Origin of the sequence: Novosphingobium sp. BL-52-GroH (genome assembly GCF_044813085.1) — a bacterium.
In the GTDB taxonomy this organism is placed as follows: Bacteria; Pseudomonadota; Alphaproteobacteria; order Sphingomonadales; family Sphingomonadaceae; genus Novosphingobium.
This window is the reverse complement of the sequence record NZ_CP171149.1, coordinates 990,525-1,014,643: the sequence shown is the minus strand read 5'-3', so window position 1 is coordinate 1,014,643 and position 24,119 is coordinate 990,525. Positions and strand designations below refer to the sequence as shown.

The 24,119-nt window shown below is 64.6% G+C and carries 16 protein-coding genes; 5 read left to right on the top strand and 11 right to left on the bottom strand.

Features of this window, described 5'->3' with window-relative positions; translation table 11 throughout:
• Positions 1-129: 129 nt before the first annotated feature.
• From ACFFDA_RS04370 to ACFFDA_RS04355, 4 genes are all read right to left on the bottom strand, one after another.
• Complete coding sequence (locus ACFFDA_RS04370; protein WP_404476367.1) at positions 130-2,391, bottom strand: TonB-dependent receptor; 2,262 nt, start codon at positions 2,389-2,391, stop codon at positions 130-132.
• A gap of 142 nt (positions 2,392-2,533) precedes the next feature.
• Complete coding sequence (locus ACFFDA_RS04365; protein ID WP_404476365.1) at positions 2,534-3,871, bottom strand: SRPBCC family protein; 1,338 nt, start codon at positions 3,869-3,871, stop codon at positions 2,534-2,536.
• A 149-nt stretch (positions 3,872-4,020) separates the two neighbouring features.
• Complete coding sequence (locus ACFFDA_RS04360; RefSeq protein WP_404476363.1) at positions 4,021-4,695, bottom strand: TetR/AcrR family transcriptional regulator; 675 nt, start codon at positions 4,693-4,695, stop codon at positions 4,021-4,023.
• Between the two features lie 258 nt (positions 4,696-4,953).
• Positions 4,954-7,344: a TonB-dependent receptor gene (locus ACFFDA_RS04355; protein WP_404476360.1), complete on the bottom strand. Its 2,391-nt coding sequence runs from the start codon at positions 7,342-7,344 to the stop codon at positions 4,954-4,956.
• A 259-nt stretch (positions 7,345-7,603) separates the two neighbouring features.
• On the opposite strand from ACFFDA_RS04355, the gene ACFFDA_RS04350 reads away from it, so the two are divergent.
• Entirely contained in the window at positions 7,604-9,334 is a 1,731-nt protein-coding gene (locus tag ACFFDA_RS04350; protein WP_404478296.1) for an arylsulfatase, read from the top strand.
• A gap of 48 nt (positions 9,335-9,382) precedes the next feature.
• Here the strand turns inward: ACFFDA_RS04350 and ACFFDA_RS04345 are convergent, their stop codons facing one another.
• The 3 genes from ACFFDA_RS04345 to ACFFDA_RS04335 all read right to left on the bottom strand — a co-directional run bounded on the left by ACFFDA_RS04345 (position 9,383) and on the right by ACFFDA_RS04335 (position 15,173).
• Complete coding sequence (locus ACFFDA_RS04345; protein ID WP_404476358.1) at positions 9,383-11,431, bottom strand: transglycosylase domain-containing protein; 2,049 nt, start codon at positions 11,429-11,431, stop codon at positions 9,383-9,385.
• Positions 11,432-11,559: 128 nt separating this feature from the next.
• Entirely contained in the window at positions 11,560-12,741 is a 1,182-nt protein-coding gene (locus ACFFDA_RS04340) for a mechanosensitive ion channel family protein (protein ID WP_404476357.1), read from the bottom strand.
• Positions 12,742-12,908: 167 nt separating this feature from the next.
• On the bottom strand, positions 12,909-15,173 hold the full coding sequence (locus ACFFDA_RS04335; protein WP_404476355.1) for an FdhF/YdeP family oxidoreductase: 2,265 nt from the start codon (positions 15,171-15,173) through the stop codon (positions 12,909-12,911).
• Between the two features lie 171 nt (positions 15,174-15,344).
• Here ACFFDA_RS04335 and ACFFDA_RS04330 point away from each other — a divergent pair, with 171 nt between their 5' ends.
• Both ACFFDA_RS04330 and dmeF read left to right on the top strand, forming a co-directional pair.
• Positions 15,345-15,620, top strand: coding sequence for a metal/formaldehyde-sensitive transcriptional repressor (locus tag ACFFDA_RS04330; RefSeq protein ID WP_404476354.1), 276 nt, complete (start codon positions 15,345-15,347; stop codon positions 15,618-15,620).
• A complete protein-coding gene (gene dmeF / locus ACFFDA_RS04325; protein ID WP_404476353.1) occupies positions 15,617-16,552 on the top strand; it encodes a CDF family Co(II)/Ni(II) efflux transporter DmeF in 936 nt (311 codons plus the stop codon). The genes ACFFDA_RS04330 and dmeF overlap by 4 nt, the downstream gene beginning before the upstream one ends.
• Before the next feature lie 40 nt (positions 16,553-16,592).
• On the opposite strand, the gene ACFFDA_RS04320 is transcribed toward dmeF, so the two are convergent.
• Positions 16,593-16,829, bottom strand: coding sequence for an SDR family NAD(P)-dependent oxidoreductase (locus ACFFDA_RS04320; protein WP_404476351.1), 237 nt, complete (start codon positions 16,827-16,829; stop codon positions 16,593-16,595).
• A 258-nt stretch (positions 16,830-17,087) separates the two neighbouring features.
• On the opposite strand from ACFFDA_RS04320, the gene ACFFDA_RS04315 reads away from it, so the two are divergent.
• Complete coding sequence (locus ACFFDA_RS04315; RefSeq protein WP_404476350.1) at positions 17,088-18,230, top strand: hypothetical protein; 1,143 nt, start codon at positions 17,088-17,090, stop codon at positions 18,228-18,230.
• 425 nt (positions 18,231-18,655) lie between these two features.
• On the opposite strand, the gene ACFFDA_RS04310 is transcribed toward ACFFDA_RS04315, so the two are convergent.
• Both ACFFDA_RS04310 and ACFFDA_RS04305 read right to left on the bottom strand, forming a co-directional pair.
• Positions 18,656-19,633 carry a ParB/RepB/Spo0J family partition protein gene (locus tag ACFFDA_RS04310; RefSeq protein WP_404478295.1) on the bottom strand — a complete coding sequence of 326 codons (978 nt, stop codon included), beginning with the start codon at positions 19,631-19,633 and terminating at the stop codon, positions 18,656-18,658.
• 168 nt (positions 19,634-19,801) lie between these two features.
• Positions 19,802-21,019: an AAA family ATPase gene (locus ACFFDA_RS04305; protein WP_404476347.1), complete on the bottom strand. Its 1,218-nt coding sequence runs from the start codon at positions 21,017-21,019 to the stop codon at positions 19,802-19,804.
• A gap of 554 nt (positions 21,020-21,573) precedes the next feature.
• On the opposite strand from ACFFDA_RS04305, the gene ACFFDA_RS04300 reads away from it, so the two are divergent.
• A complete protein-coding gene (locus tag ACFFDA_RS04300; RefSeq protein ID WP_404476346.1) occupies positions 21,574-22,893 on the top strand; it encodes a replication protein RepA in 1,320 nt (439 codons plus the stop codon).
• A gap of 46 nt (positions 22,894-22,939) precedes the next feature.
• Here the strand turns inward: ACFFDA_RS04300 and ACFFDA_RS04295 are convergent, their stop codons facing one another.
• A complete protein-coding gene (locus ACFFDA_RS04295; protein ID WP_404476345.1) occupies positions 22,940-23,851 on the bottom strand; it encodes a LysR substrate-binding domain-containing protein in 912 nt (303 codons plus the stop codon).
• Positions 23,852-24,119 lie beyond the last annotated feature (268 nt).

The window sequence follows — 24,119 nt, the reverse complement described above, 5'->3', positions numbered from 1 at the left end:
CCGTTCTGGTTGCTCTGCGCGCCATGCTTTAATCTCGTCATCCCCGCGCAGGCGGGGATGACGGGATCAGCGTCATCTTCGAGGCATCGTCGTCCCCGGTTCGGCCGGGGACGACGTCATAGGACGGGTTCAGAAGTCCATGCTCACCGAGCCGCCCCACTGGCGCGGCGGGGCGTAGCCGGCGAGGCCGGCATAGCCGGGGCTGTCATAGACCGTCGACAGGTAACGCGAATCCAGCAGGTTGGTGGCCCACAGCCCCAGCGACCACGCGGCGCCGTCCGGCTTGTAGGTCAGCGAGGCATCGACGAGGTGGGTCGGCTGGATCTTGGCGCGCGGCGTGTCGAGGATCGCGGTGTAGTACTTCGAGCTGGTGTAGGTGTAGTTGACGTCGCTCACCAGTTCCGCGCCGTTGCCAAGCGGGATCACGAAGTTGGCCCCGAAGCTGGCATTCCACTTCGGCGCGTTCTGCAGCCGGTAGCCTGCCAGGTCGATCACCGCGCCGGATAGCGGATCGCCGTAAAGGAAGGTCTTGTACTTGGCATCGAGGTAGGCAAGCGAAGCGCGCAGCGTCATGCCCTCGACCGGGACCGCGGTGGTCTCCAGCTCGAAGCCCTTGATCTCCGACTTGCCGGCGTTGAGGATGCGGTTGCCCTGGGTGGCGGTGTCGGTGTCGAAGTATATCTGCGCGACCTGCATGTCGCGGTAGTTGGTGTAGAAGCCCGCCAGGTTGACGCGCAGATGACGGTCGAGGAAGTCGGCCTTGATGCCGGCTTCGAACGTGTCGACCTTCTCGGGATTGAACGGGGTATCGCCGTCCGCCGGGACGCCGACGCGCGCGGTGAACCCGCCCGACTTGAAGCCGCGCGCCCAGCTTGCGTAGACCAGCGTGTCGTCGGCCACTTCGTAGTCGGCGCCCAGCTTCCAGCCGACGTTGTTCCAGCTCTTGCGACCGCCGGTGATGAAGCTGCCGATCACCAGGTTGCCCTCGCCCGTGTAGTTCGAACCGGCCGGATCGCCGATGCTGGTGGTGAGGCTGGGGGTGGAGACGGTGCGCTCGTGCGAATAGCGGATGCCGCCCTGCAGCTTGAGCCGGTCGGTGACCTGCCAATAGGCCTGCGCGAAGCCGGAGACCGAGTAGTTGTCCTGGTCCTGCAGGTTGGTCTGCAACAGGCCGGGCGCGGCGAACTGCAGGCGGTAGGCCTGGATGTGATCGTAGTGGTTCTTGAGATAGAAGCCGCCGACCAGCACGTTGAGCGTATCGGTCAGTTCCAGGTTGGTGCGCAGTTCCTGGCTGAACTGCCAGCCTTCGGTGCGGCGGTAGGTGTCGTTGAGGAACAGCGGGCTGCCGTCCTGGTCGGTGAATTCACGCAGCTTGAAGTGCTTGTAACCGGTGATCGAGGTCCAGTCGCCAAGTCCGGTGTTGCGCCAGTTCATCGTCAGGGTGCCCGAGTAGGTGTCCATGTTGGACGTATCGGGCACGGTGTTGTTGGCACTGTAGAACTTGTCGGGCGCGGTGCACTGTCCGCCGCCCGCGCAGGGGCTCACGTACATGCCCTGCGTACCCGGCGGGACGTAGAGCGCCTCGCCCGTGTACGAGCCGTTGACGATGATCGGCGAGCCGTTGCGCACGTTGACGTATTCGCCCTGCAGCGTCGCGTCGAAGTTGGAGCCGGGGGTGAACTTCAGGTAGGCGCGCAGCGCGTCGATGTTCTTGCGCCCCATGTCCGAACCGTCGACGACGTTGGTGACCCAGCCCTTGCGCTGGGTGTGGATGCCGGCGACCTTGACCGAGAGCAGGTCCTTGACCAGCGGCGCCTCGATCGATCCGGTGACGTCGAAGCGGTTGTAGTTGCCGTAGACCGCCTTGGCATGGCCGCCGAACTCTCCGGTCGGCTGGGCGGTGACCACGTTGATGACGCCGCCCGTGGTATTGGCCCCGAACAGCGTGCCCTGCGGCCCGCGCAGGACCTCGATGCGGTCGATATCGTAAAGGTCGAGCAGCGCGCCCATCGAGAAGAACTGCGGCACCCCGTCGACCACGATCGAGACGGTGTTGCCGGCATAGGGGTCGGGCTCGATCACGCCGATGCCGCGCACGGTGAAGACGGCGCTTTGCGGGGTGTTGGCGAAGTTGTCGATCTGGACGTTGGGGATCTGTCCCTGCAGCGCCTGCAACGAGGTGCCCTGGGTGGTCGCAAGCGCTTCGCCGCCGATCGCGGTGATCGAGATCGGCACGTCCTGGATGTTCTCGGACTTCTTCTGCGCGGTGACGACGATTTCCTGGATGCCGCCGACCTGTTGTTCGGCTTCCTGAGCCAGGACGGCCTGCGGTGCGATGAGGGCGGCAGCCCCAAGGGCGATGCGCGAACTTGCGTTGAACCAAGTCTTCATATCCGTTCTCCCCTACGTCTTGTCGTTATGGTTTTGCGGTCGCAGCCCCTCGTCCCGGGCTTGGTCCGGGACCGGTGGCTGTCTTTATTTGGAACTTGGCCGAAACATGGGCGCGGCCAGGCCCGCGATCCCGGGCCGACGTTCAGCGGCGCCCTTCGAGATAGTCGTTCAGCACCTCGTGGAAAAATCTCACCCGCGTTTCCTGCCCGGCGAGATAGGCGTCTTCATAGCCGCGCGAATGCATGCCCTTCTGCTGGCCCTCGGCCAGAAGCATGTCTTGGTAGACGATCTGGTCCTTGATCTCGGGAACGCCCCGGCCGTTGTCGAAGGCGCGGTGCTGGAACTCGGCCTCGCGCAGCGGCTGAGGGCCGGCCATGATCGATTCCACCACCGTCTGCCCGGCGACCGGGAAGGCCATGCACCACAAGTCGAACGTGCACTTGTCCGGGTCCGTCGGGTGCGGCTCGGTGCGGAAGAAGATCACGTTGTCGGGCAGGAAGCTGATGGTGACGTTGGGGAACATCACCGTATGCGGGCTGTCGGTGATCTCCTCGTCATCCATGTGCTCGTAGTGGAGATAGCCACGCTCCTTCCACAGCCGCTTCTTGGCCGCCTTGAGATCGAGCCAGCCCTGCATCGCCTTGGTCTCGAAGTCGGGATAGGCGTCGGGATCGATGTCCCACTGCCGCAGGATCATGTCGAAGGGATGGTCGACGCCTTCGGGCAGGCGGTCCGACAGCGAAGGGCGCATCGGCTGCACCGTGCGGCCGTGCCCGCCCGGCCACATCTCGTGGCGCGAGGTGTCGACGTCCTGGTCTATCCATGGCGGCACCTGCGGGTGCGCGGTGCGCGTGTGATAGCTTTCCGAGAAATTGTCGGTCGCGAACTTCCAGTTGGTGTTGAGGTCGATCTTCATCCAGAATACGCGGACCCCGGTTTCCATCGGGTAGTTGCGATAGAGATCGGGCATCGGCGCCAGGAAATCGAGCAGCTCGGGCGCCTCGTCGTCCATCGTGTACCACACGAAGCCGCCCCAGGTGGCGCAGCGCAGTTCCTTGAGCTTGAGCTTGCCGCAGGGATTGCCTTGCGGAAAGTCCTCGGGGTCCTGCGCCTTTTCCAGTACGCCGTCCTTGCCCCAGACCCAGCCGTGGTAGGGGCACTGGAAGCTGTCCTGCGAGCTGGCGTCCCACACCAGCCGCTGGCCCCGATGACGGCAGGTGTTGTAGAACGCCTTGATGGAACCGTCGTCCTGCTTCACGCAGAACACGGATTCGTTCATGAAGTCGTGGACGACGTAGTCGCCTGCCTCTTCCAGTTCGGCGGTGCGACCGGCGACATGCCAGATGCGGGTCCACATGCGATCCCATTCGCGCTGCATGAACTCGCGCGAGGTGTAGCGGTCGCCGGTTATCGGATCGCCGCGTAGATTGGCGGCGTTGCGACCGTCGATCATCAGCGCGTCGATGTCTTGCCTTGCCATCTCGTCTCCTTCCCGTGGAGCGCGCGTCCTGTCTCGGGTCGCGTCGTTGCGAGGGCAGGATATAGGAACTGGTCGATCGACCAACTATCCAAACGATCAGGCTTCGTGTCCAGGCGGCACCGCTCCGGTGCAAGCCGACAGGCTACAAATCAGGATGGTTCGCGCAGGCTTTCGAGGCCGCTGGCGAAGAAGCGCAGCGCCGGCTGGGCGATGTCCTCCAGCCGCGCGACCGAGTGGTGGTCGCGGCTGAGATCGTCCAGAAAGCCGGGGTCCTGCACCATGAAGATCAGCGCCGCCTCGATCAGGTAGACGCCGGCGAGCAGGTTGCCCTCGGATATTGCGGGTCCGTGCCTGCGCAGCCGGTCAGTCAGGATCTCCGACACCACGCTCAGCCTGGCAAGGCTCGGGCGCAGCTCGGGCATGCGGTACGAACTCATCAGGTGCGAGGTCATGACGATGTAGTTGCGCAAGGGCTCGTCCTCGCGCGACACCGCCTGCAGGAACGGCAGGATGAAGGCGGTGACGATCTCCTCGAGACCGAAAGGGCCCGGCCGGGCTTCGGCCTGTGCGAAACTATCGGAGATTCTCTGGCTCAGCAGGTCCAGCTTGCGCTCCAGCGCGGCATCCAGGATGAGGTGCTTGTTGCCGAAATGATAATGCACCAGCCCCATGCGCACGCCGGCCTCCTGCGCGATGTCGCGCAGGGAGGTGCCCTGGTAGCCGTTGCGGGCGAACAGGATCTCCGAAACGTCGAGAATCTGGTTGCGCGTCGCTTCCCCCTTGGCGGTGCTCGGTACGCGTGGCTTTCTCGTCGTCTCGGTCATGGCCCCTCTTGGAACGCGCGCGCCCCAGTGGCGACACGGGCCGTCATGGCCGCTGCCGCTGTCGGTGACAACCGCTTGTCCTGGAGAAACGGTTCAGGGGCCGCATCGATGACGGCTCCGGCAAGAGGCGGCTGCAGCCGGAACGGCACCGAGATCATCGGTCCCGTGCCGCCTCGCCTCGCGGACGGCGGGCCGGTTACCGCCCGCCTGGCATCGGGGTCCTTGTTGTTCCGAAGCCAGATTCCGCACTGATTCCGATCAGAACTTGGTCCGGACCGTAAGGCCATACGTCCGGGGATCGCCCAAGGTGCCCGTGATCGCGCCGGTGTTGGCGGCCGACAAGCTGAGGTAATAGGTCTTGTTGGTCAGGTTGCGCCCCCAGACCTGGATGTCGACGAGCCCGTCGAGCGCCCGCACGCCCAGGCGCGCATTGACCAGCGAATAGCCGGGAATCTGCGAATAGCGCGAAAGGCTGGCAGTGGTGTTGAAGGTCGAGCGATAGCTGTAGTCCGCACCGAAGTAGGCCTCGGCATCACGCCCGGCTACCGAGCCGACCGGCGCCCTCGCCTCGCCGCCGGCCGAGGCCGACCACTTGGAAACGCCCGGCAGGCTCCGTCCGCTCAGGTCGCAGGTGGTCTGGCCGGTGACCTCGATGGGGCAAGGCGCGTCGGCATAGCTGACGTAGTTCGCATCGGTATAGGCGCCCGAGGCGTAGAGCGAGAGCCACTGCGCCGGGCTGGCGCGCAGATCGCCTTCGAAGCCGCGCGTGCGCACCTTTCCGACATTGGTGAAGTACGAAAGGTTGTTGCGATCGACGTCGACGACCGTGGTCTGGTAGCCGCTGTCGTCGGTCCAGAAGGCGGCGAGGTTGGCGGTCAGCGTGTTGGCGAACCAGGCAGTCTTCACGCCAAGTTCGTAGCTGTCGATGGTCTCGGGCTTGATGACCGGATTGGCGGCATACTGGCCCGTGGTGGTGATGTTGGCGAGGTTCAGGCCACCGAACTTGTGGCCCCGGGCATACGTTCCGTAGACCATCGCATCCGGCGTCACCTTCCACGAAAGGGTCGCGCCGCCCGAAAGTCGGCCTTCCTTGGTGCTGGCCGAATAGGAGTTGGCAGCCCCGTAGCGGGCGCGGATCGTCGTCGCGGCGGCCTGCTGTGCAGTGGTCAACCCGTCGAGGCTGGCGCCGCTGACGGTCTGCTCGAAATAGCCGGTCTTCGTCTCGTAGGTGTAGCGCAGCCCGCCGGTGAGGTCGATCGTGGGCGTGATGTGCCAGATCGCCTGGCCGAAAGCGGCGTAGCTGTTGGTCACCGGCTTGGAATGGCCGACGATGGTATAGCCGTTGAGCGCCGCCGCGCCGACCGCCGGGTCGACGCTGGGCGCCAGGAACCAGGACGCCGCCTGCGTACCATAGGCGTTGAGCGCCTCGGCATCGATCGACTGCCAAAGGTAATAGAGCCCGGCGACGTAGTCGATCTTGCGCGTGCCTTCCGAGGCGATGCGCAGTTCCTGGCTGAACTGGCGCTGCTCGTTGCTCTGGTGGAAATCGCTGCCGGCATCGAGGCTGGTGGAATCGCCGTCGTTGTGCGGATACCAGTTCCACGCACGGTAAGCGGTGACCGAGGTGATCGTGTTGCCGGGGATCGACAGCTCCGCGATCGAACTCAGGCCCCACTGGTTCATCTTGTAGCGCGGGTTGGCGTCGACATCGACGATACGCGCGCCGGGGTCGATGGCGGTCGGGGTATAGCCCAGGCGCGCGGCGCGATCGTTGTAGTTGTTCGCAAAATTGGTGCCGTTATCGTACTGGCGGATCACCCCGGTCAGCACCGCCGCCGCGGTCTTGGAATGCTGGCGGCCATAGTCGCCGATCACCCGCAGCTTGAAGTTGCTGCTCGGGGTGAACAGCAGTTGCCCGCGCAAGCCGAAATCATGGTAGTCCTGCGTGTCGCTGCCGTCGTAGCGGTTGGTGACGTAGCCGTCGCGGTCGGTCTTCGAGACGTAGATGCGCGCGGCCAGCAAGTCGTCCACCAGGGCACCGCTGGCATAGGCGTGGAATTGCCGGAAGTCGTAGTTGCCCACCGTGACGTCGCCGCCGGCCTCGGGCTCGAACGTGGGCGACTTGGTGGTGACGACGACGGCGCCGGCCGAGGTGTTCTTGCCGAACAGCGTGCCCTGCGGCCCGCGCAGCACTTCGATGCGCTCCACGTCGGACAAGTCGAACACCGCCTGGCCTGGCCGCGCGAGATAGACCTGGTCGACGTAGACACCCACCGCTGGCTCCAGCCCGTCGTTGTAGACCGAGACGTTGTTACCCAGACCGCGAATGTTGATGCTGGTGTTGCGCGGGTTGGTGTTGGTGACGACCAGGCTCGGCGTCAGTTGCTGCAGGTCGCGCAGGTTGTAGGTACGCGTCGCGGCGAGCTGCTCGCCGCCGAAAGCGTTCGCAGCGACCGGGACGTCCTGGATCCGCTCGTTGCGACGGCGTGCGGTGACCATGATGTCGGCGCCGGCATCGCGACCGGAGGCCGCCTCGGCAGCATCGTCGGCAAGGACAGGTGCGGCTTCATCGGCCGCGAAAACAGGCGCGGCGGCCAGGGCGGTCGACCCGATCAGGGCAAGCGTCGTGGCACGCAGAATTTTCTTCATCTCAAACCTTTTTTGCGAAAAGCGACCATCGGCCGGGCGGCCATTTGAAAATCTCAATCATTTGGGTAGAGAACTCATGGAACACGGCAAGAAAGATTCTCTACAGTTTCACTTGAGAAAACTTTCTTGGGTCGGCGCATGGTCCGGGGCTAGCTCCCGCTTCCTTCCAGCCACATACGGAACGCCCGTGAATCGTCCTACAACCGGCCGCAAAATCCGCCCTTTGACCCGCAGGGCCGCCGTCATCGCCGCCGCTCTGATGAGCACGCTCCTCACGCCGCCGCTGGCTGCCCAGACCACGCCCGCCCAGGCCAAGCCAGTCTCGTCGGTTCCCTCGGCCGCCCGTCCCGGCGACACGCGCGAGGCCAGGCGCCCCAACTTCCTGGTCATCGTCGCCGACGACCTGGGCTGGTCCGACCTTGGGGCCTTCGGCGGCGAGATCGCGACGCCCAACCTAGATGCCCTGGCCACCAGCGGCGTGCGCTTCACCGGCTTCCACACCGCGCCCACCTGCTCGCCCACCCGCTCGATGCTGCTGAGCGGGGTCGACAATCACGAGGCAGGCCTCGGCTCGATGGCGGAATCGCTGGGCCCGACGCAGATCGGCCACGCCGGCTACGAAGGCTATCTCAACGACCGGGTCGCATCGATCGCCGAACTGCTCCAGCAGGGCGGCTATCGCACGCTGATGTCGGGCAAGTGGCACCTCGGCCTCACCCCTGAGCGCGGGCCAGCCGCCCGCGGGTTCGAGCGCTCGTTCGCGCTGCTCCAGGGACTGGGCAACCACTTCGGCGAAGACCAGGACGGTGCCTGGAAGAAGGCCAAGGCCAACAGCGTCTATCGCGACGACGGCAAGGTCGTGCGGTTCCCGATAGGCCGCTATTCTGCCGACTACTTCGCGGACCGCCTGATCGGCTTCCTCGACGAAGGCGCTTCCGACGGTCGGCCGTTCTTCGCCTACCTGCCGTTCACCACGCCGCACTGGCCGATGCAGGCCCCGGCCGAGGTCATCGCCAAATACAAGGGGCGCTACGATGCGGGCTACGAGGTGCTGCGCGCAGACCGGCTCAAGCGGCAGAAGGAACTTGGCCTCGTCGCACTGGACCAGCAGCCGCACGCGCCCGACGGCGTCAAGGCATGGGACAGCCTCACGCCCGAGCAGAAAGCCATCGAATCGCGCAAGATGGAAGTCTACGCGGCGATGGTCGATCGCATGGACCAGAATGTCGGCCGCGTGATCGACGAACTCAAGCGCACGGGCCGTTACGAAGATACGGTGATCGTCTTCCTCGCCGACAACGGCCCGGAGGGCAGCGAGATCGATGCCCCCTTCCAGGTGCGCGGCGTCCCGGACGGCGCGAAGATGCTGGGCATCGACAACCGTCTGGAGAACATCGGCAAGGCCACGTCCTACGTCGGCTACGGCGCCGGGTGGGCCCAGGCGAACAGTTCGCCCTCATGGCTCGTCAAGGGCTACCCCACCGAGGGCGGCACGCGGGTGACCGCCTTCGCATCGGGCAAAGGCGTGGTCGGCAACCGCATCGCGCGCGGCTACCTGAGCGTTACCGACGTCGCGCCGACGTTGCTCGACCTTGCCGGCCTGTCGCAGCCGGCGTCGTTCAGGGGCCGGTCGATCCTCCCGTTCGAAGGCCACAGCCTGGTGCCGGTCCTGGAGGACAAGGCCGCCGAAGTGCGCAGCCCTTCGGAACCCGTGGGCACCGAACTGTTCTACCGCCGCGCCCTGCGCAAGGGTGACTGGAAGGCCGTCTACTTGCCCAAGACCGGGTCGGCCTATCCGCGCGACGGAGCCGGCGAAGGCAAGTGGCAACTCTTCAACCTCGCCACCGACCCGGCCGAATCCACCGATCTCGCATCGAACCATGCCGACAAGCTGGCCGAACTCGTCAGCGACTGGGACAGCTACGCCCGCACCAAGGGCGTGGTCCTGCCCGTACCTCCCGCAGAAGCAGCGACCAAGCCCGGCGCCTGAGCCATCAGGAAGCGCTCCGGCAGCCGCGATGCTGCCGGAGCGCGATCGTCACGGCGTGGGTGTCGGGGAAGGCGTGATCCGCGCCGCCGGCGGCGGCGAAGGCTCGCCCGAGCCGATCCGCAAGCCCTGCCCGTCGATCCGCAAGTCGAGCGGCACGCCCTCGAGCTTGGTGCTGATGACCGCCTGCCCGTCCTCGATGCGGATGTGGCTGTCATCGCCTACCGGGATGTCGCCGATCCCGGGAACGTCCAGCGGCTGGACCGGCCCATCCGGGTCCGCCGCCTTGGGCCGCGGTGCCGGTCGCTCACCCAAGGCATCGCGCATGAAGTCGCGCCAGATGCGCGCGGGGACAGTGCCGCCGGAGATACCCTTGAGCGGGGTATTGTCATCGTTGCCCACCCACACGCCGACGACGAGGTCACCCGAATAGCCCACGAACAGCGCGTCGCGGTTCTCCTGGCTGGTGCCCGTCTTGCCGAAATTGGGCGCGCGCAGCATTGCCGCATGGCCAGTGCCGCGGTTGATCGTCGCGCGTAGCATTTCCTCGATCGCCGCATGATCGCGCGATGACAGGCTGCGCTTGCCGTCGATCAGCCAGTCGAACCAGCCGGCCTCGGGCACCGGAAATGCCCTCGGTGCGACCGGGAAGCTGTTGGCGGCAACTCCGGCGTAGGCGGAAGTCAGTTCCAGCAATGTCATACTAGCGGTTCCGAGCGCGAGGCTGGGGTCGCCCGCAGGCAGCGGCGAGGTCACGCCCAGCCGCCGCGCCATGTCGATGACCGCCTCGTCACCCACTTTCGCGAACAAGCGCACAGCCGCAACGTTGCTGGAGCGCGCGAAGGCGTCCTCCAGGGTAATCGTCTGCGAATAGGCGCCGCCCGCGTTCTGCGGGCGATAGGAGCCTGCCTCGATCGGCGTGTTGGCAATCGTATCCTCGGGCGTCATGCCGGCCTTGAGCGCGGCGAGGTAGACGAACAGCTTGAAAGTCGATCCCGGCTGGCGGCGCGCCTGGGTGACGCGGTTGAACGGACTGGCGGAGTAATCGCGCCCGCCGACCATCGCGACGACTTCGCCGTTCTTGCGCATCGCCACCAGCGCAACCTGCGTCTTGCCTGCGCCCGCTTGGCGTATGGCGCGATGGGCAGCGGCCTGGAGCCGCGAATCGAGCGTGGTGCGATAGGTCTGGCCCGCATAGCCCGCCGCCTCGATCTGCCGCGCCTGTGGCAGCGCCCAGTCGGCAAAGTAGGTCCCGGTCGGCAGTTCGCTGCGATCACGCACGTCGAGCCGGGGCGTTGCAACTGCCTTGGCCTCGCGCTCGGTCATGTACCCGGCTTCGACCATGGTCTGGAGCACGACGCGCATGCGTTTTTGCGAGAGCGCAAAATTATTCGTCGGCGCGAGACGGGATGGCGCCTTCATGAGGCCCGCCAGAAGCGCCGCCTGGCCTTCGGTCAGCTTTTCGGGCTGGCGATGGAAATAGTGGAGGGAAGCAGCGCGCAGGCCATACGTATTATCACCGAAGTAGGCGTTGGAAAGGTAGCGCTCGAGAATCTCGTCCTTGGTCAGCCAGGCTTCGAGCCAGAAGGCGATCAGCAGCTCCCGCGCCTTGCGGGTGAGGCTGCGTTCTGCGGTCAGGAACGTGAACTTGGCGAGCTGTTGCGTAATCGTACTGCCGCCTTGCGTGCTCCCCCCGGTCACATTGCTCCAGGCGGCCCGCGCGATCCCGCGGGGATCGACACCCCAGTGGCTGTAGAAGCGCCGGTCCTCGATGGCGAGAAACGCGTGGACCACATGCGGCGGCAGGCTCGCCACCTTGACCGGCGCATCGGTGACGGCGCCGTTGCGCGCGATCGGCGTACCGTCGGCGGCGAGCAGCGTAATCTCCGGCGGCGCGATGGGCTGCAGCGATTTCGACAGCGGAGCGGTGACCGCAAGATAGCCGACCGTCGCGACGACAAGGCATGTCAGGCCCGCAAGCCCCACCTTGATGCGCTTCCAGCGCAACCATCGGGGCTTGGGCGGAGCGCCCGCGAGTTCCGGGGCGTCCGGCACCGGCGGTGCGGGCGGATCGGCAACGAGGTGTCCTGAAAGCTCCATCGCCCGGCACCGCTATACGATTTTTCGCCGCCATGCATCTGCCAAGCACGAACCGATCGTCGATGGACATATGGAAATAGACGAAGGGCTTCCTGGAGCCCAGGCCCCCCTCGGGACGGCGTATCGGTTCAGGCTTGTGCGGCGGCGCCAGCTTCCCTCGCCGGGTAGGGCATGATGAGCTTGCCGTCCGGCGCGGCGGTGAAGGCCGTTTGCGTGGGATAGGGGATCGAGATGCCTTCCTGCGCAAAGCGTCTGACGATGGCCACCATCAGCCTGTCGCGCAGCGGATGCGCGATGCTCCAATCCTTGCCCTGGACGTCGACCAGCAGCGCGAAGTCCAGCGAGCTGGCGCCGAAGCTCTCGAACCCGGCACGGGCCGCCTTGCCGCCTTCCGCCTCGACCAGTTCCTTCAGGATGTCGGGAATGCGTGCCAGCGTCTCGGGCGGGGTTTCGTAGGCGACGCCGATGGTGAACGGCAGCCGTATGTGATCGCGCCCGCTGACGTTGAGGATTTCCTTGTCGAGCAGGTTCTTGTTGGCGATGATCCGCAGCTCGCCGGTATAGGCCCGGATGCGCGTGGACTTGAGGCCGATCGCCTCGATCGTGCCCGAGCTGTTGTCGTAGGTGATCTGGTCGCCTTTGCTAAACGGGCGGTCGAAGATGATCGCCAACGCCGCGAACAAGTCCGCGAAGATGCCCTGCGCAGCAAGGCCTATGGCGATGCCACCCACGCCCAGGCCGGCGACGAGGCCGGTCACGTTGACGCCGAGGTTGTCGAGCAGCACGACGGCCGCGACCGCGAAGACCACCACGCTGACGAGCAGCCGGATCAGACCCATCGCATTGATGATGGCTTCGCCCTGGAAATGCTCGGCCGAAGTGCGGTGCTCGATCGCGCCGAGAATGAACTCGCGCGCCCAGATCGCACCTTGCACCACTGCAGCGAGAGTGAAGAAGAAGGTGATGAAGCGGTCCAGGGCCGGTGGGGTCTGCGCATATCCGTCCACCGCCCGGATCGCGACCATGATGATGAAATAGCTCGTCGTCCGGGAGACGACGCGTCCCACGACGACCAGCCAGTCGCCGCGCCCGCGCCCCGGTCCGCAGAGCTTGGTCCCGAGTCGCCGCAGCGCGTAAAGCGCCGAAACGATGGACACCGCGATCACGCCGGCGATTATGATCTGCAGCCAGTAGGCCTCAAACCAGGCCAACGAGGAAGTCCATATCTCCCGCAACTGGACCGAAACGTCCGGTGCGGCGTGGGTGGCTGGACTGGGGGCGGAACTCTGGGGGGTTTTGCCTACGCTCATCGCGTACTCGTCATCCTGCTCTGACGTCGGCAGGCGTCCGTGGCGGTTGGACCCGTGCCGACTGGTCGGTCGGCGACGCCTGAACCGGGTGGGGCCAGGCGTCGGCGCGGGTTAGTTCAATGGTCGAGCGGCCGAGTTTGTTCCCGCCGAAAGGCACGGAACGGGATTCATGAAGCGATTGCGATGGTCACGGGAATGGACTTGTACGCCGGCGTTCCGCTCTCCGGATCGAAATCGTCCAGTGGAACGAGGCAGTTGGCTTCGGGATAATAGGCGGCCAGCGAGCCGCGGGCGATGGCGTGCCGGATCACCGTGAACCCCTTGAGCGTCCGGCCGGCCGGCGTGGTCACATCCACCCGGTCGCCATGCGCCAGGCCCAGCATCGCAAGGTCGACCTCGTTGGCGAAGATCACGTCCCGCCGCCCGGTCACGCCCCTATAGCGGTCGTCGAGGCTGTAGATCGTGGTGTTGTACTGGTCATGGCTGCGGATCGTGGTGAGCAGGAGCGACTGGCCCGCACCATCTTCTTCGACGTGGGGATGGACGAAGAACTGCGCCTTGCCGCTCGGCGTCTTCCAGACGCGCTCGCTCGGCCCCACCGTCAGGCGGAAACCGCCGGGTTCGCGCACCCGCACGTTGAAGTCGCGGAAGTCGGGATAGACCGCCTCGATTTTGTCGCGAATGCGGTCGTAGTCGGCCACCATGGCATCCCAATCGACCGGGGATTGCGGCATCGCCGCCTTGGCGAGGCCTGCGACGATCGCCGGTTCGGAACGGACCATCGGTCCCGGTGCCTTCAGCTTCCCGCGCGAGGCATGGACCATCGACATGCTGTCCTCCACCGTGACCCATTGGGGGCCGGCCGCCTGCACGTCGAGTTCGGTGCGGCCCAGGCACGGCAGGACCAGCGTCTCCCGGGCGGTGAGCAGGCAAGTGCGGTTGAACTTGGTGAGGATGTTCACCGAAAGATCGAGCCCGCGCACCGCCGCGAAGCAGGCCTGGGGATCGGGCATGGCCACCGCCAGGTTGCCGCCCAGCGATATCAGCGCCCGGGAGCGCCCGTCGCGCATGGCCGCCAGGGCCTCCACCGCATTGTGGCCGTGCTTGCGCGGCGACACGATGCCGAAGGCCGCATCGAGGCGCTCCAGCATATCCTCTGTCGGCAGTTCGGTGATGCCGACGGTGCGGTCGCCTTGCACGTTGCTGTGTCCGCGCAGAGGGCATATCCCCGCCCCTTCCTTGCCGAAATTGCCGCGCAGCAGCAGCAGGTTGGCGATGGCCTGCACGTTCTGGGTGCCGTGCGTGTGCTGGGTGATGCCCATGCCGTAGCAAACGATCACCCGCTCGGCCCGGGCATAGACGTGCGCCATGCTCTCGATCGCCTCGCGCGTGAGGCGGGACTGGCCCTCGATCCAGGTCCACGAGGTATCGTCGATGTCCGCCCGCAGGCCCTCGATGCCCTGGGTATGCGCGGCGATGAAAGCATGGTCGAGAACGCCGCCTTGCGCATCCTCCATCGCAAAGAGCGCCTTCATCATGCCCTTGAGCATCGCCATGTCGCCGCCGATGCGGACCTGATGATAGGCCGAGGCGAGCGGCGTCGAAAGCGTGGATAGCATTTCGGCGGGATGCTGGGGCGACTTGAACCGTTCCAGTCCACGCTCGCGCATCGGGTTGGCGACGATGATCGGCACCCCGCGTTTGGATGCCTCCGCCAGCGTGCCGAGCATGCGCGGGTGGTTGGTGCCGGGGTTGTGCCCGATGCAGAAGATCGCATCGGCATGGTCGAAATCCTCGAGCGTCACCGTGCCCTTGCCGATTCCGATCGACTTGGGCAGGCCGGTGCTGGTGGCCTCGTGGCACATGTTCGAGCAGTCGGGGAAGTTGTTGGTCCCGAACGCGCGCGCGAAGAGCTGATAGAGGAAAGCCGCCTCGTTCGATGCCCGGCCCGAGCAGTAGAACTCAGCCTGGTCGGCGTGGTCGAGCGCCTGCAATGCCGCGCCGGTCCGCGCAAAGGCTTCGTCCCAACTGATGGGCACGTAATGATCGGTGACCGGATCATACCTCAGAGGCTCGGTCAGGCGGCCCGCGTCTTCGAGGGCATGGTCGCTCCAGGTCCACAGTTCGCTGGCGGTGTGGCGCGCGAAGAAGTCGGGATCGACGCGCTTGACGGTCGCCTCCCAGGTCACGGCCTTCGCGCCGTTCTCGCAGAATTCGAACGAGGACGTGTGCTTCGGGTCCGGCCACGCGCAGCCCGGGCAATCGAAACCGTCCGGCTGGTTCATCTGCAGGAGCGCACGTGTATCGGGGCTGGCCTTCATCTGTTCGCGCACGGTACGGGCGACAGCAGCCAGCGCCCCCCAGCCACCGGCGGGGCCCTTGTAGTCGCTGATGCCTTCGACTTTGGGCGCAACGGTTTTATCGTCAGACAAGATTTTTTTCCTTGGTGCTGGCCCTTCCCATCTAATGCGCCGCGCCACCGTTTTCGAGCAGATTCATAGCCTTTTCGAAGCCTATGCTGTTTCGTTTCGCCGATCCCCAGGCCGCCCGGGACTGGCACCGACGCCCTGCGCAGATGCAAAATATACCATAGGGGGTATAGTATGGGACATCTTAGCGAGAACAACCAGGCACTGGTCCTGCGCGTCAGGCGCATGATCGGACAATTGCAGGCCGTCGAACGTGCGCTCGTCGGTGGCGAAGACTGCGCCAAGACGCTGCTGCTCAGCGCGGCCGTCCGCGGGGCGGTCAACGGCTTCATCGACGAATTGATCGAGGATCACTTGCGTACCCACGTAGCCGCGCCCGACCTCAGCCCGCAGGAACGCGACGAAGGCGTGCAGGCGGTCATCACCGCCATCCGCCGCTACGCAAAATGACGGAACCGAACAGGACGGCCTACGCTGGTATCGAACACACCCACGATTTCCTGGGTGCCTCGCACGACGACAACGCCCGTCGGACCGGTTGGGTCGTGGCCCTCACGGCTGCCATGATGCTGGGTGAAATCGTCGCCGGCTATGCGACCGGATCGATGGCCCTGCTGGCGGACGGGTTCCACATGGCTACCCACGCCGGCGCACTGACCGTAGCGGCCATGGCCTATGCCTATGCCCGCCGTCACACCAACGATCCCGCCTTCAGCTTCGGGACTGGCAAAGTGGGCGACCTCGCGGGCTTCGCCTCCGCTCTCGTCCTGGCCGTCTTCGCCATCGGCATCGGGGTCGAATCGGTGAAACGGTTGCTCGAACCCGGAACCGTCGCCTTCGGGGAGGCGACGATCGTCGCCGTGGCCGGCCTCGCCGTGAACATCGTGAGCGCCCTGCTCCTCGCCGGTGACCATCACCATGGCCATCACGGGCACAGGCACGGGCACGATCATCACGATCACCACCACCATGCCCACGGGGACAACAACTTGCGCTCGGCCTACCTGCACGTTCTGGCCGATGCCCTGACCTCCGTACTGGCCATCGCCGCGTTGCTGTGCGGCCGTTATCTCGGGTGGACCTGGCTCGATCCGGCCATGGGAATAGTGGGTGCGGTCGTCATCGCGCGCTGGTCGTGGTCGCTGATGACGGATACCGCCGGCGTGCTGCTCGACCGCACCGACCGTCATGTCGCACAGGAAGTGCGCGAGGCGATCGAGGGACCGGGCGACGCGAAGATCACCGACCTGCACGTCTGGCGCGTCGGTCCCGACGCCCACGCCGCGATCATCGCCGCCGACACATCGCGCGACCAGGCCGAACTGCGCCACCGCCTTGCACCCGTCCACGAACTGCGCCACGTTTCCATCGAACGGCATTGACGAGAGCAGCGAAGCCTGCCCCCGCCCGTCCGTCGGTAGTCTACCCGCCATCGACCACGAGACCGGCGCCGGTCATCAACGCGGAAGCATCGGACGCCAGGAACAGGATCGCCCCCATGAGGTCTTCGACCTGACCGATGCGACCGAGCGTGATCTTCGCAAGCACGCTCGACGTGAACGCCTCATCCTCGAAATAGGGTTTCGTCAAAGGCGTCTCGATGAATGTCGGCGCAATCGTGTTCGAGCGGATGCCGTGGCCCGCGAGGTCGAGTGCCATTGCGCAACCGGCCGAGCGCATGGTCGCCGAAACGCAGGGGCTGATTCTCGCATTGGGCGGCGGTCCCGATGGTCACGAGCAGGTCGTGACCGAGGGCGGCTTGATCGTAAGGGGCAGCACTCGCCCCGTTGGGCCGCGCGGCCAGGCACGCTGTAGCACCGCGCGAAAAGCCCTTGTACGAGTGATTGTATATCTTTTTTGCATTAGCTATACAACTACGGCGGAATTGCTGAAAAAGAGGGGTTTTTCGACACAAAAATGGAAGAGCATGAACCCCATTCGGCGGCGTCGGAGGCGAATGCGATGCTCGCGATGGGTCGCGTCGACGGAGCCCTGGCGCACTGCACACCGGCCACAAGTCGCATCTTCGCCGCACAAATGCTGCGCCATACGCTGGTGTCCGCGTTGCGCCAGGAGGGCCATCTTTTCACGGCACAGCGGTTCCACGCCTGGTTTGCCGGTCTTGCTACATTGGCCGAAATTCCGCCGCGCCATGCGCGGTTGCCACGGGCGCTGTGCGAAGCGATACTGACCGAGCTTGCCCACAGCAACTGGGCTCCATTGGCCAACCTTGCGGCGCGGATGAAGCCCGCGCTACTCGCGCCGCAAGACCTCGACGATCCCGAAGCCCATGAACAGGCTCATGCGACGATCGCCGATGCGCGAAATTTGATCGAACGACATGGGCTCCCGCCATCGCCCCTCGCGTTCTCGTCACTCTCGCAACTCTATCGCGAAATCGGCGAAAACGTTCGCTTCGCACCAACGCAGCGCCTGCCTTCGCCGCTCCAGATGCAAGGCCGGTTCGTAACCTTCGAACGCGCCCCCCTCCCCTCGCCGTACTGGGCCATCGAACTGCTGTATGGCCAATGCCTGCGCTTGGCCGGTATCCTGTCCGACGCCCTGCCCTGCCCCGGCTTGATCCGACCTCACACGTTTGCCGTGCAAGAGCCGGAAACGGCGCGGACCATCCGTGCCAATGGCCTGCTCGATGTGGCACGGGACTGGGGCGAGAAGCTGAACAATGCGGCAGATGCGTCCCGCATGATGGAGCGGCCCATGCCCGGGCGCCGCGGCACGTCGCGCGCACCAGCCTTGTTCGAATTGCTGGCCGGCTTTGGCCCGATGCGCTCCATTCAGATCGAAGGCCTGCTTGGAGCGACCCGGCTCGGGGTGCGCGGCATGCTGACGACGCTCGACGAGATGGGCGTACTCGATCGCACCACGATCTCGGGGTCGCATCTCTATTCGGTGTCGAGCATCCACAGCCCTGCCCTTTGTCTACCTGCAGCGGAAGCTGGGTCCGCCTTTTCAACCGAAGCGCTGGGTGATTTCGAAGCCTCGCTTGCCCGCATCGACAGCCTCCTCGACCGCGGCTCAACGGATGCCGAAAGCGACTGAATCTGCGCATTCGGCCTGAATTTCGGGTCGAACCGGCCGATCCATCCGGCTGGATCGCCCAAGGTCTTGCTTTTCGGCCGTTATTTCGACTTCCTCAAAAAGGCCATCTAGAGCGCGAAAAGGACAACTCGCTGAACCAGAGTGCGCAGGAGCGACAGACGCGCTCTACGGGGCTCTCAGGCCATTTTACGAAAATTCCTTCGATTTTCGCGGCTGCGCGAGCCAAGAAAGCGCCCCATTGCCCGGCAAGCGATAGCTTTCGCTTCCGCAGATCGTCGTTGTCGCGAGCGTGGGGAAACATAGCCCAGCATCGCCGCAGGCCGGCCCTTGGATTGACCTTTCACCATTTGCGACGGCGCGCGACAATAGCTTGGCCCAACCAATCTCGCCCAAAGCGCGGCCCGGTCAGGACCGGGCCGCGTCCTTCATTCCCCTACCAAACCGCGAATCGCGGTCATGATTTCTTCAACCGACGCGCCGGACTTGGGCAGGACCCGCAGGGCCAGCCCGCTTCGCGCCGATCGCGTATAGCGCAGCATCGGCTTGCCGTTGCCAGCCTTGACCACCACTTCACCGACGCTCTCCTTTGCCTTGGCCACGGTTGCGCGGACGAGCCGCTTGGCTATTTCGGGACCGCTGAGCCGGGTGCCGAGGTCGGCCCGTTCTTCGGCGATCGCCCTTCCCTCCGCCACCATCAGCGCAAGCGCGCGAGGATCGCCGGCCAGGGGCTTGACGTCACGGGCGACGCGCACGGTGATATCGTGCGTATCGGCGAAGATGTCGACGATCTCCGTCGGCAGCCTGGCGACGTCCAGCAGTCGACTGAGCCAGGAACGAGAGATCTTGAGATGCTCGGCCATCTCGCTCTGCGATCCGTCGTAGAACTCCTCGAGCGCCTGCAGGTATTCCTTCGCACGCTCCCAGTCGGAGATGTCCTTGCGCGAACGGTTCTCGATATCCGAAACCCGGAACGCCTCTTCGTCGGAAACGTGCTGGATGGTGACCAGATATTCGAAATCGGGATGATGATGCGCGCGCAGCCACTGCACCGTCCACCAGCGGCGCACGCCGGCGATGATTTCGAAGTCATGGCTGGGATCGTTCTGGAGGCGGCGAACGATAGCCGGGATGCGCTGCTTCTTGGCTGATAAGAAGGCATCGATGAGGTCGCGGCAGGTTTCCTCGTCGAGGTGATCGAGGTCGCGATTGTGGAGCCGCCAAGGACGGCACCGAGCCGGGTCAACCCATTCGGTGCGGTCGGTAACTACCTTGCCGGCAGCCAGTCTCGCCAGGGTCTGACTGCGGCTCGCCATGATGCTTTCGGACGGAGCGGAGGCGTCGAGTTCTTCGTCGTCCAGACCTTCCGTGAGGCTGCTTCCGAAGCCGCGATTACCCTTGCTCATATCTCTGGTCCTTCCTGAAAGAGGCCTTGCGACTGCCATGTTGCCACGTGGCAACCGGACCGTCGAAAGCTCTTCCCTATCGTCTCGACAATCACGCCCGGAAATTCCGAAAAATGATTATCATTATGAAATTACGCGCTTTTCTTCATCGTTGCCACGTGGCAACGCTCAATCGACATCGCCTCTCCGGCTCGCCCAAGTGCGCAATACGTCCTGCTCGATGTCGTGGCAGACGTCATTGAGGAAACGCACGCAACGGTTGTGGACCTCATGCGAGGTTACCGGGCGATCAAGCTCGTAAACCGTCTTCATCCGCGAGCTGGCATTGTCGATTTCGGCACTGACCTTGAGCACCGAATTTATCATCGAGCCGCCGAAGACCTGCCGCATCATGGTGAGGATCTCGCGGTGCATGGACTTGCTGTCATCGACGCGGCTGCCGACGAGGCGGATGAAATTGTAGGCCGGCTTCACCCTGCCCCCAAGCTGTTCGAGCTGCTTCATCGTCGTGCGCGCCATGTCGATGAAGGAGACGGTCGAGGCGAAATCGATCACGCTCGGCGGTGCCGGAATGACCATCGCGTTGGCGGCCTGGAGCACCGCCATCGAGACCATGCCAAGCGCCGGCGGCGGGTCCATCACGACGATGTCGTAGTCGTCGACGACGGTATCGATGGCCTGCGCGATGAGATCGATGACATCGAAGCTCTGGTTCTGCGCAAGGTAGCCCGCGATCTCATACTCCAGGTTATAGAGTTTGAGGTTGGCCGGGATCAGGTCGAGTCCGTGGAAGTGGGTCTTGCGGATGATCGAGCGCACGCCGAGCAGTTCCGGATTGTGGAAATGTCCGTAGAGGGTGTCGTCCTCTCCCAGGTCGACGTCGGGCCGATAGCCGAACATCATTGTCGAACTGGCCTGGCTGTCGCAGTCGATGAACAGCACGCGGTAGCCGCGGATCGCAAAGTGCTGCGCCAGGTGCAGCGCCAGGGTCGACTTGCCGACTCCGCCCTTGAAGTTCGAGATCGAGATGATCGCGGGAACATCGTCCGGAGCGCGCCAGGGGCGCGTGCCGAAGACGGCGCGCATGTGGTCGAGTTCTTCCAGAGTATATTGCACGCGATGGCCCGACGCCGTCCGGTCCCGCTCGGGGAGGCGACCGTCGCGTTCGGCTTCGCGGATCGCCGAAGCGGTCCGGCCGACGAGCGATGCGGCTTTGGAGATCGCGAAGGAGGGTCCGACCTTGTGGCCGGTTTCGGGATCGAGCGCCCCGTCGCGAATCCGCTTGAGGATGGTGAGGGCCTTGCGATGGAGGAGGTCAAGGCTATCCTCCAGCAGTTCTTCGCCGGGGACGTCGGAGCGGGCATCGGATGCAGGATGGGTCGCCATGATTACCAGTCTTGTGGGTTTGAGCGCCGACAGTACCCGTGTTGGAAGTTTCGAGCAACGATCGTCCACCAGTGTTACAATCAAGCCGATGATCTCCGAGCCGTTTTGCCGTGCAGGGACGGGTAGGCCGGTCCATCATGATGCAAACGACCGATGATCTCGGTGCCGTTTCTCCGCCAGCAGCGGAAGGCCGCGGGCGACGCGACTCGGATTTACGCCCTGCCGAAGCCGATTGCCGGCAAGACCGATGATCTCGGTGCAAGCAGATGATTCCGGTGCGTTTTTGCGATGATCTCGGAGCCATTTCGACCGATGATCTCGGAGCGCAAACCTAATACAAGAATCCCTAATCAAAACCGATTCGCGAATCGGCTGTTTTCAGAAAAAGAGGGGCAGGGCGGCTGAAATCCAGGAAGGGCTCCGAGATCATCGGTGCCTTTGTAGGTTTCAACCGCCAAATCCCGTCGAAACTGCCAACCTGCTTGCGTTTCGAGGCCAAACCTGTTGTCTAAACCCACATCACAGCCCGATGAGTCGGGGCAGAGCAGGGTCATATGAACAACGGGGACAGCAACAAGCCGATCGGACACCAGTATGCCCTGGCCATGCTCGATGGCGGGGAAGCACAGGTCCGTTCGCTTGCCCGGCATGCCGGCTCGCAGATCACCATGGATGCCTTCCTGCGTGTCCAGGATGAAGAGCCGGTGCCGGCCTTCCTGCATTCCGCGTTGTGCGCCATGTCGCTGCCGACCAAGCGGCCCAAGGACGAAACCCAGCCGATCCTACGCGAAGATGGCAAGTATGCCCTCGCGATCAATCCCCGGCCCGTCCTGCTGAACGTCGATGGCAAGCCGGTGCTGCGCAGCCTTGGCGTGCCTTACGGGGCCTATCCGCGCGTCGCCCTTATATACCTGCTATCGCAGGCGGTGACCAAGCGATCGCGCGACGTCTATCTCGGGCGCAACTTCACGGAGTGGATGCGACGCCTCGGCTACCAGACGGTATCGTACGGACCGCGCGGGACGGCGAACCGGATGCGTGAGCAAGTCGATCGGTTGCTTGCGTGCGAATGGCAGATTCGATGGGACGGGACCGAGGCCGACGACAACGCCTTTGCCGTGCGCGACGTCAAGATTTCCAACGAATATGCCGGTTCCCTCGAGAAGAACGGAGCCTTCGCACGCGAAATCCGCATGTCGGAGGCTTTCTATAGCCATCTGATCGAGCATGCGGTGCCGCTCAACGAAGTTGCGATCCGGGAACTCAAGGGCACGCCGACGGCGCTCGATCTCTATACTTACCTTGCCTATCGCCTGCCGCGTATAACCAGCGACAAGGGCCAGACGATCTCGTGGGATCAACTGGCCCGCCACCTGGGCAACGAGGCCGACAGCAAGCGCTTCCGCCAGACCGTGCGCGAGACCATGCAACTCGTCTCGGCGGTCTATCCCAACGCCAACGTCGACTTGTCCGGACGCAAGGTCGTGCTCAATCCCTCGCCTGCGCCGCTTGAACGCAAGCTGGTTGGCCCGCATCTGAGGTTGCTGGGAGCCCCCGCCGCCGAAACGGCACCGAGATCATCGGTCCTGGCGAAACTGTCGGACTCGAAGAAGGCGCCAGGCAGCGAACCGAAGAATGGCGAACCGTTGCTTTCGTTTCCCGTCGGCAGCTTGAGCTTCGGGACGCGGGAGGGAGCCTTCCGCAAGATTGGCGTGGACAAGGGCCACCCATGGTCGGTCGACCAGATGGCCGATGCCTTCCGCGCCGGCTTCCCCGGAATCGCCCGGCAGCGCAGCGAGGCGGAGTGGCTGCGCGTATGGGAATCGTTCGTGGTCAGCTACGCCAAGCGGAGGGCGAATACCGAAGCCGAATGACCGATGATGTCCGAGCCGTTTTCGGCGAAGGGCTGGGCGGACGACGTCAGGAGCGGTACGAGGCGCCCCAATTGACGCGCTGATCGACCAGCTTGCGGAAATTGAGCGTCGCAGGCGAAGCATCGCGCAAGTGAAACATCACCAGCTGGCTCGAGAACGGCATTTCGATGTGCCGGAAGACCAGCGTATCGACGTTGAAGCGGGCCAGCGAGCGGGACAGGATCGTCACGCCAAGTCCTGCTGCCGTCAGGCCGACCAGTGTGCCGAAGCTGCCGGCTTCCAGCGTCACATTCGGCTTGAAGCCCTGGATTTCGCAATGGGCCATCAGCATGTCGTTGAAGCCCGCACCGTTCATCGAACCGAACAGGACCAGCGGTTCACCCTCCAGGTCGGCGAGGAACAGCGCCCGCTCCAGGCTTGCCAGGGGGTGATCGCGTCGCATTGCCAGGACCATGCCTTCGCGCTGCAGGTTGAGAGACCGGATCTGGGACGGCATCTCCAGCGACGAGAACGCGCGCACGATACCGATATCGAGGGTGCCGCGCTCGACGCCGGCGATCTGATCGTCCCGGGGAAGCTCGTTGAGTTCCACGCTGACTTGCGGAAACGACTGCCTGTAGCGCGCAAGGGTGTCCATCACTTGCGCAATGAACGGTACGGAGGGTGAAAGCCCGAGGCTCAGGCGTCCGACCTCGCCGCTATGGGCGAGGCGGGCGACCCGTGCGGCGCGATCGGCCTGGGCCAGCGTCTCCTGGGCGTGGGGCAGGAACTGCCGGCCGGCCTCCGTCAACTGGACACGCCGGCTGGTGCGGTCGAGCAGGCGCACGCCCAGTTCCTCCTCAAGCGCGCGGATCTGCTGGCTGAGCGGTGGTTGCGAGATTCCGAGGCGCTGTGCGGCATTGCCGAAATGCAGTTCCTCGGCGACGCAGACGAAATAGCGCAGGTGCCGTAGTTCCATGGTCTCGGTGCTCGTCAATCAAGAGGTTTGGCATATGGATTGAGCCTCTTTATATATTGGACAGGAAAGATTGAAGCGCCCATCGGCCCCGAACGGGGATTCCCCCGCGGCGCGACCGGCCAGAACCGACTCATCAAGAAGCGGGCGACCGGGGCGTCATTCAGTTTTCCCGTATCCGGGCACGTCAGCCCGGCCTCCTCGATGGCCACTACGATGCGGCCGGGCAGGGGCGGGGATCATGAGAGGATTGCGATAAAGGGGTCGTTCG

What these genes read in the sequence shown, in the direction of transcription:
- ACFFDA_RS04365 (WP_404476365.1), bottom strand. Translation starts at nt 3,871, where the DNA reads ATGGCAAGGCAAGACATCGACGCGCTGATGATCGACGGTCGCAACGCC.
- ACFFDA_RS04345 (WP_404476358.1), bottom strand. Translation starts at nt 11,431, where the DNA reads ATGGAGCTTTCAGGACACCTCGTTGCCGATCCGCCCGCACCGCCGGTG.
- ACFFDA_RS04370 (WP_404476367.1), bottom strand. Translation starts at nt 2,391, where the DNA reads ATGAAGACTTGGTTCAACGCAAGTTCGCGCATCGCCCTTGGGGCTGCC.
- ACFFDA_RS04330 (WP_404476354.1), top strand. Translation starts at nt 15,345, where the DNA reads ATGGGACATCTTAGCGAGAACAACCAGGCACTGGTCCTGCGCGTCAGG.
- ACFFDA_RS04360 (WP_404476363.1), bottom strand. Translation starts at nt 4,695, where the DNA reads ATGACCGAGACGACGAGAAAGCCACGCGTACCGAGCACCGCCAAGGGG.
- ACFFDA_RS04320 (WP_404476351.1), bottom strand. Translation starts at nt 16,829, where the DNA reads ATGGCACTCGACCTCGCGGGCCACGGCATCCGCTCGAACACGATTGCG.
- ACFFDA_RS04310 (WP_404478295.1), bottom strand. Translation starts at nt 19,633, where the DNA reads ATGAGCAAGGGTAATCGCGGCTTCGGAAGCAGCCTCACGGAAGGTCTG.
- ACFFDA_RS04300 (WP_404476346.1), top strand. Translation starts at nt 21,574, where the DNA reads ATGAACAACGGGGACAGCAACAAGCCGATCGGACACCAGTATGCCCTG.
- ACFFDA_RS04355 (WP_404476360.1), bottom strand. Translation starts at nt 7,344, where the DNA reads ATGAAGAAAATTCTGCGTGCCACGACGCTTGCCCTGATCGGGTCGACC.
- dmeF (WP_404476353.1), top strand. Translation starts at nt 15,617, where the DNA reads ATGACGGAACCGAACAGGACGGCCTACGCTGGTATCGAACACACCCAC.
- ACFFDA_RS04295 (WP_404476345.1), bottom strand. Translation starts at nt 23,851, where the DNA reads ATGGAACTACGGCACCTGCGCTATTTCGTCTGCGTCGCCGAGGAACTG.
- ACFFDA_RS04340 (WP_404476357.1), bottom strand. Translation starts at nt 12,741, where the DNA reads ATGAGCGTAGGCAAAACCCCCCAGAGTTCCGCCCCCAGTCCAGCCACC.
- ACFFDA_RS04350 (WP_404478296.1), top strand. Translation starts at nt 7,604, where the DNA reads ATGAGCACGCTCCTCACGCCGCCGCTGGCTGCCCAGACCACGCCCGCC.
- ACFFDA_RS04305 (WP_404476347.1), bottom strand. Translation starts at nt 21,019, where the DNA reads ATGGCGACCCATCCTGCATCCGATGCCCGCTCCGACGTCCCCGGCGAA.
- ACFFDA_RS04315 (WP_404476350.1), top strand. Translation starts at nt 17,088, where the DNA reads ATGGAAGAGCATGAACCCCATTCGGCGGCGTCGGAGGCGAATGCGATG.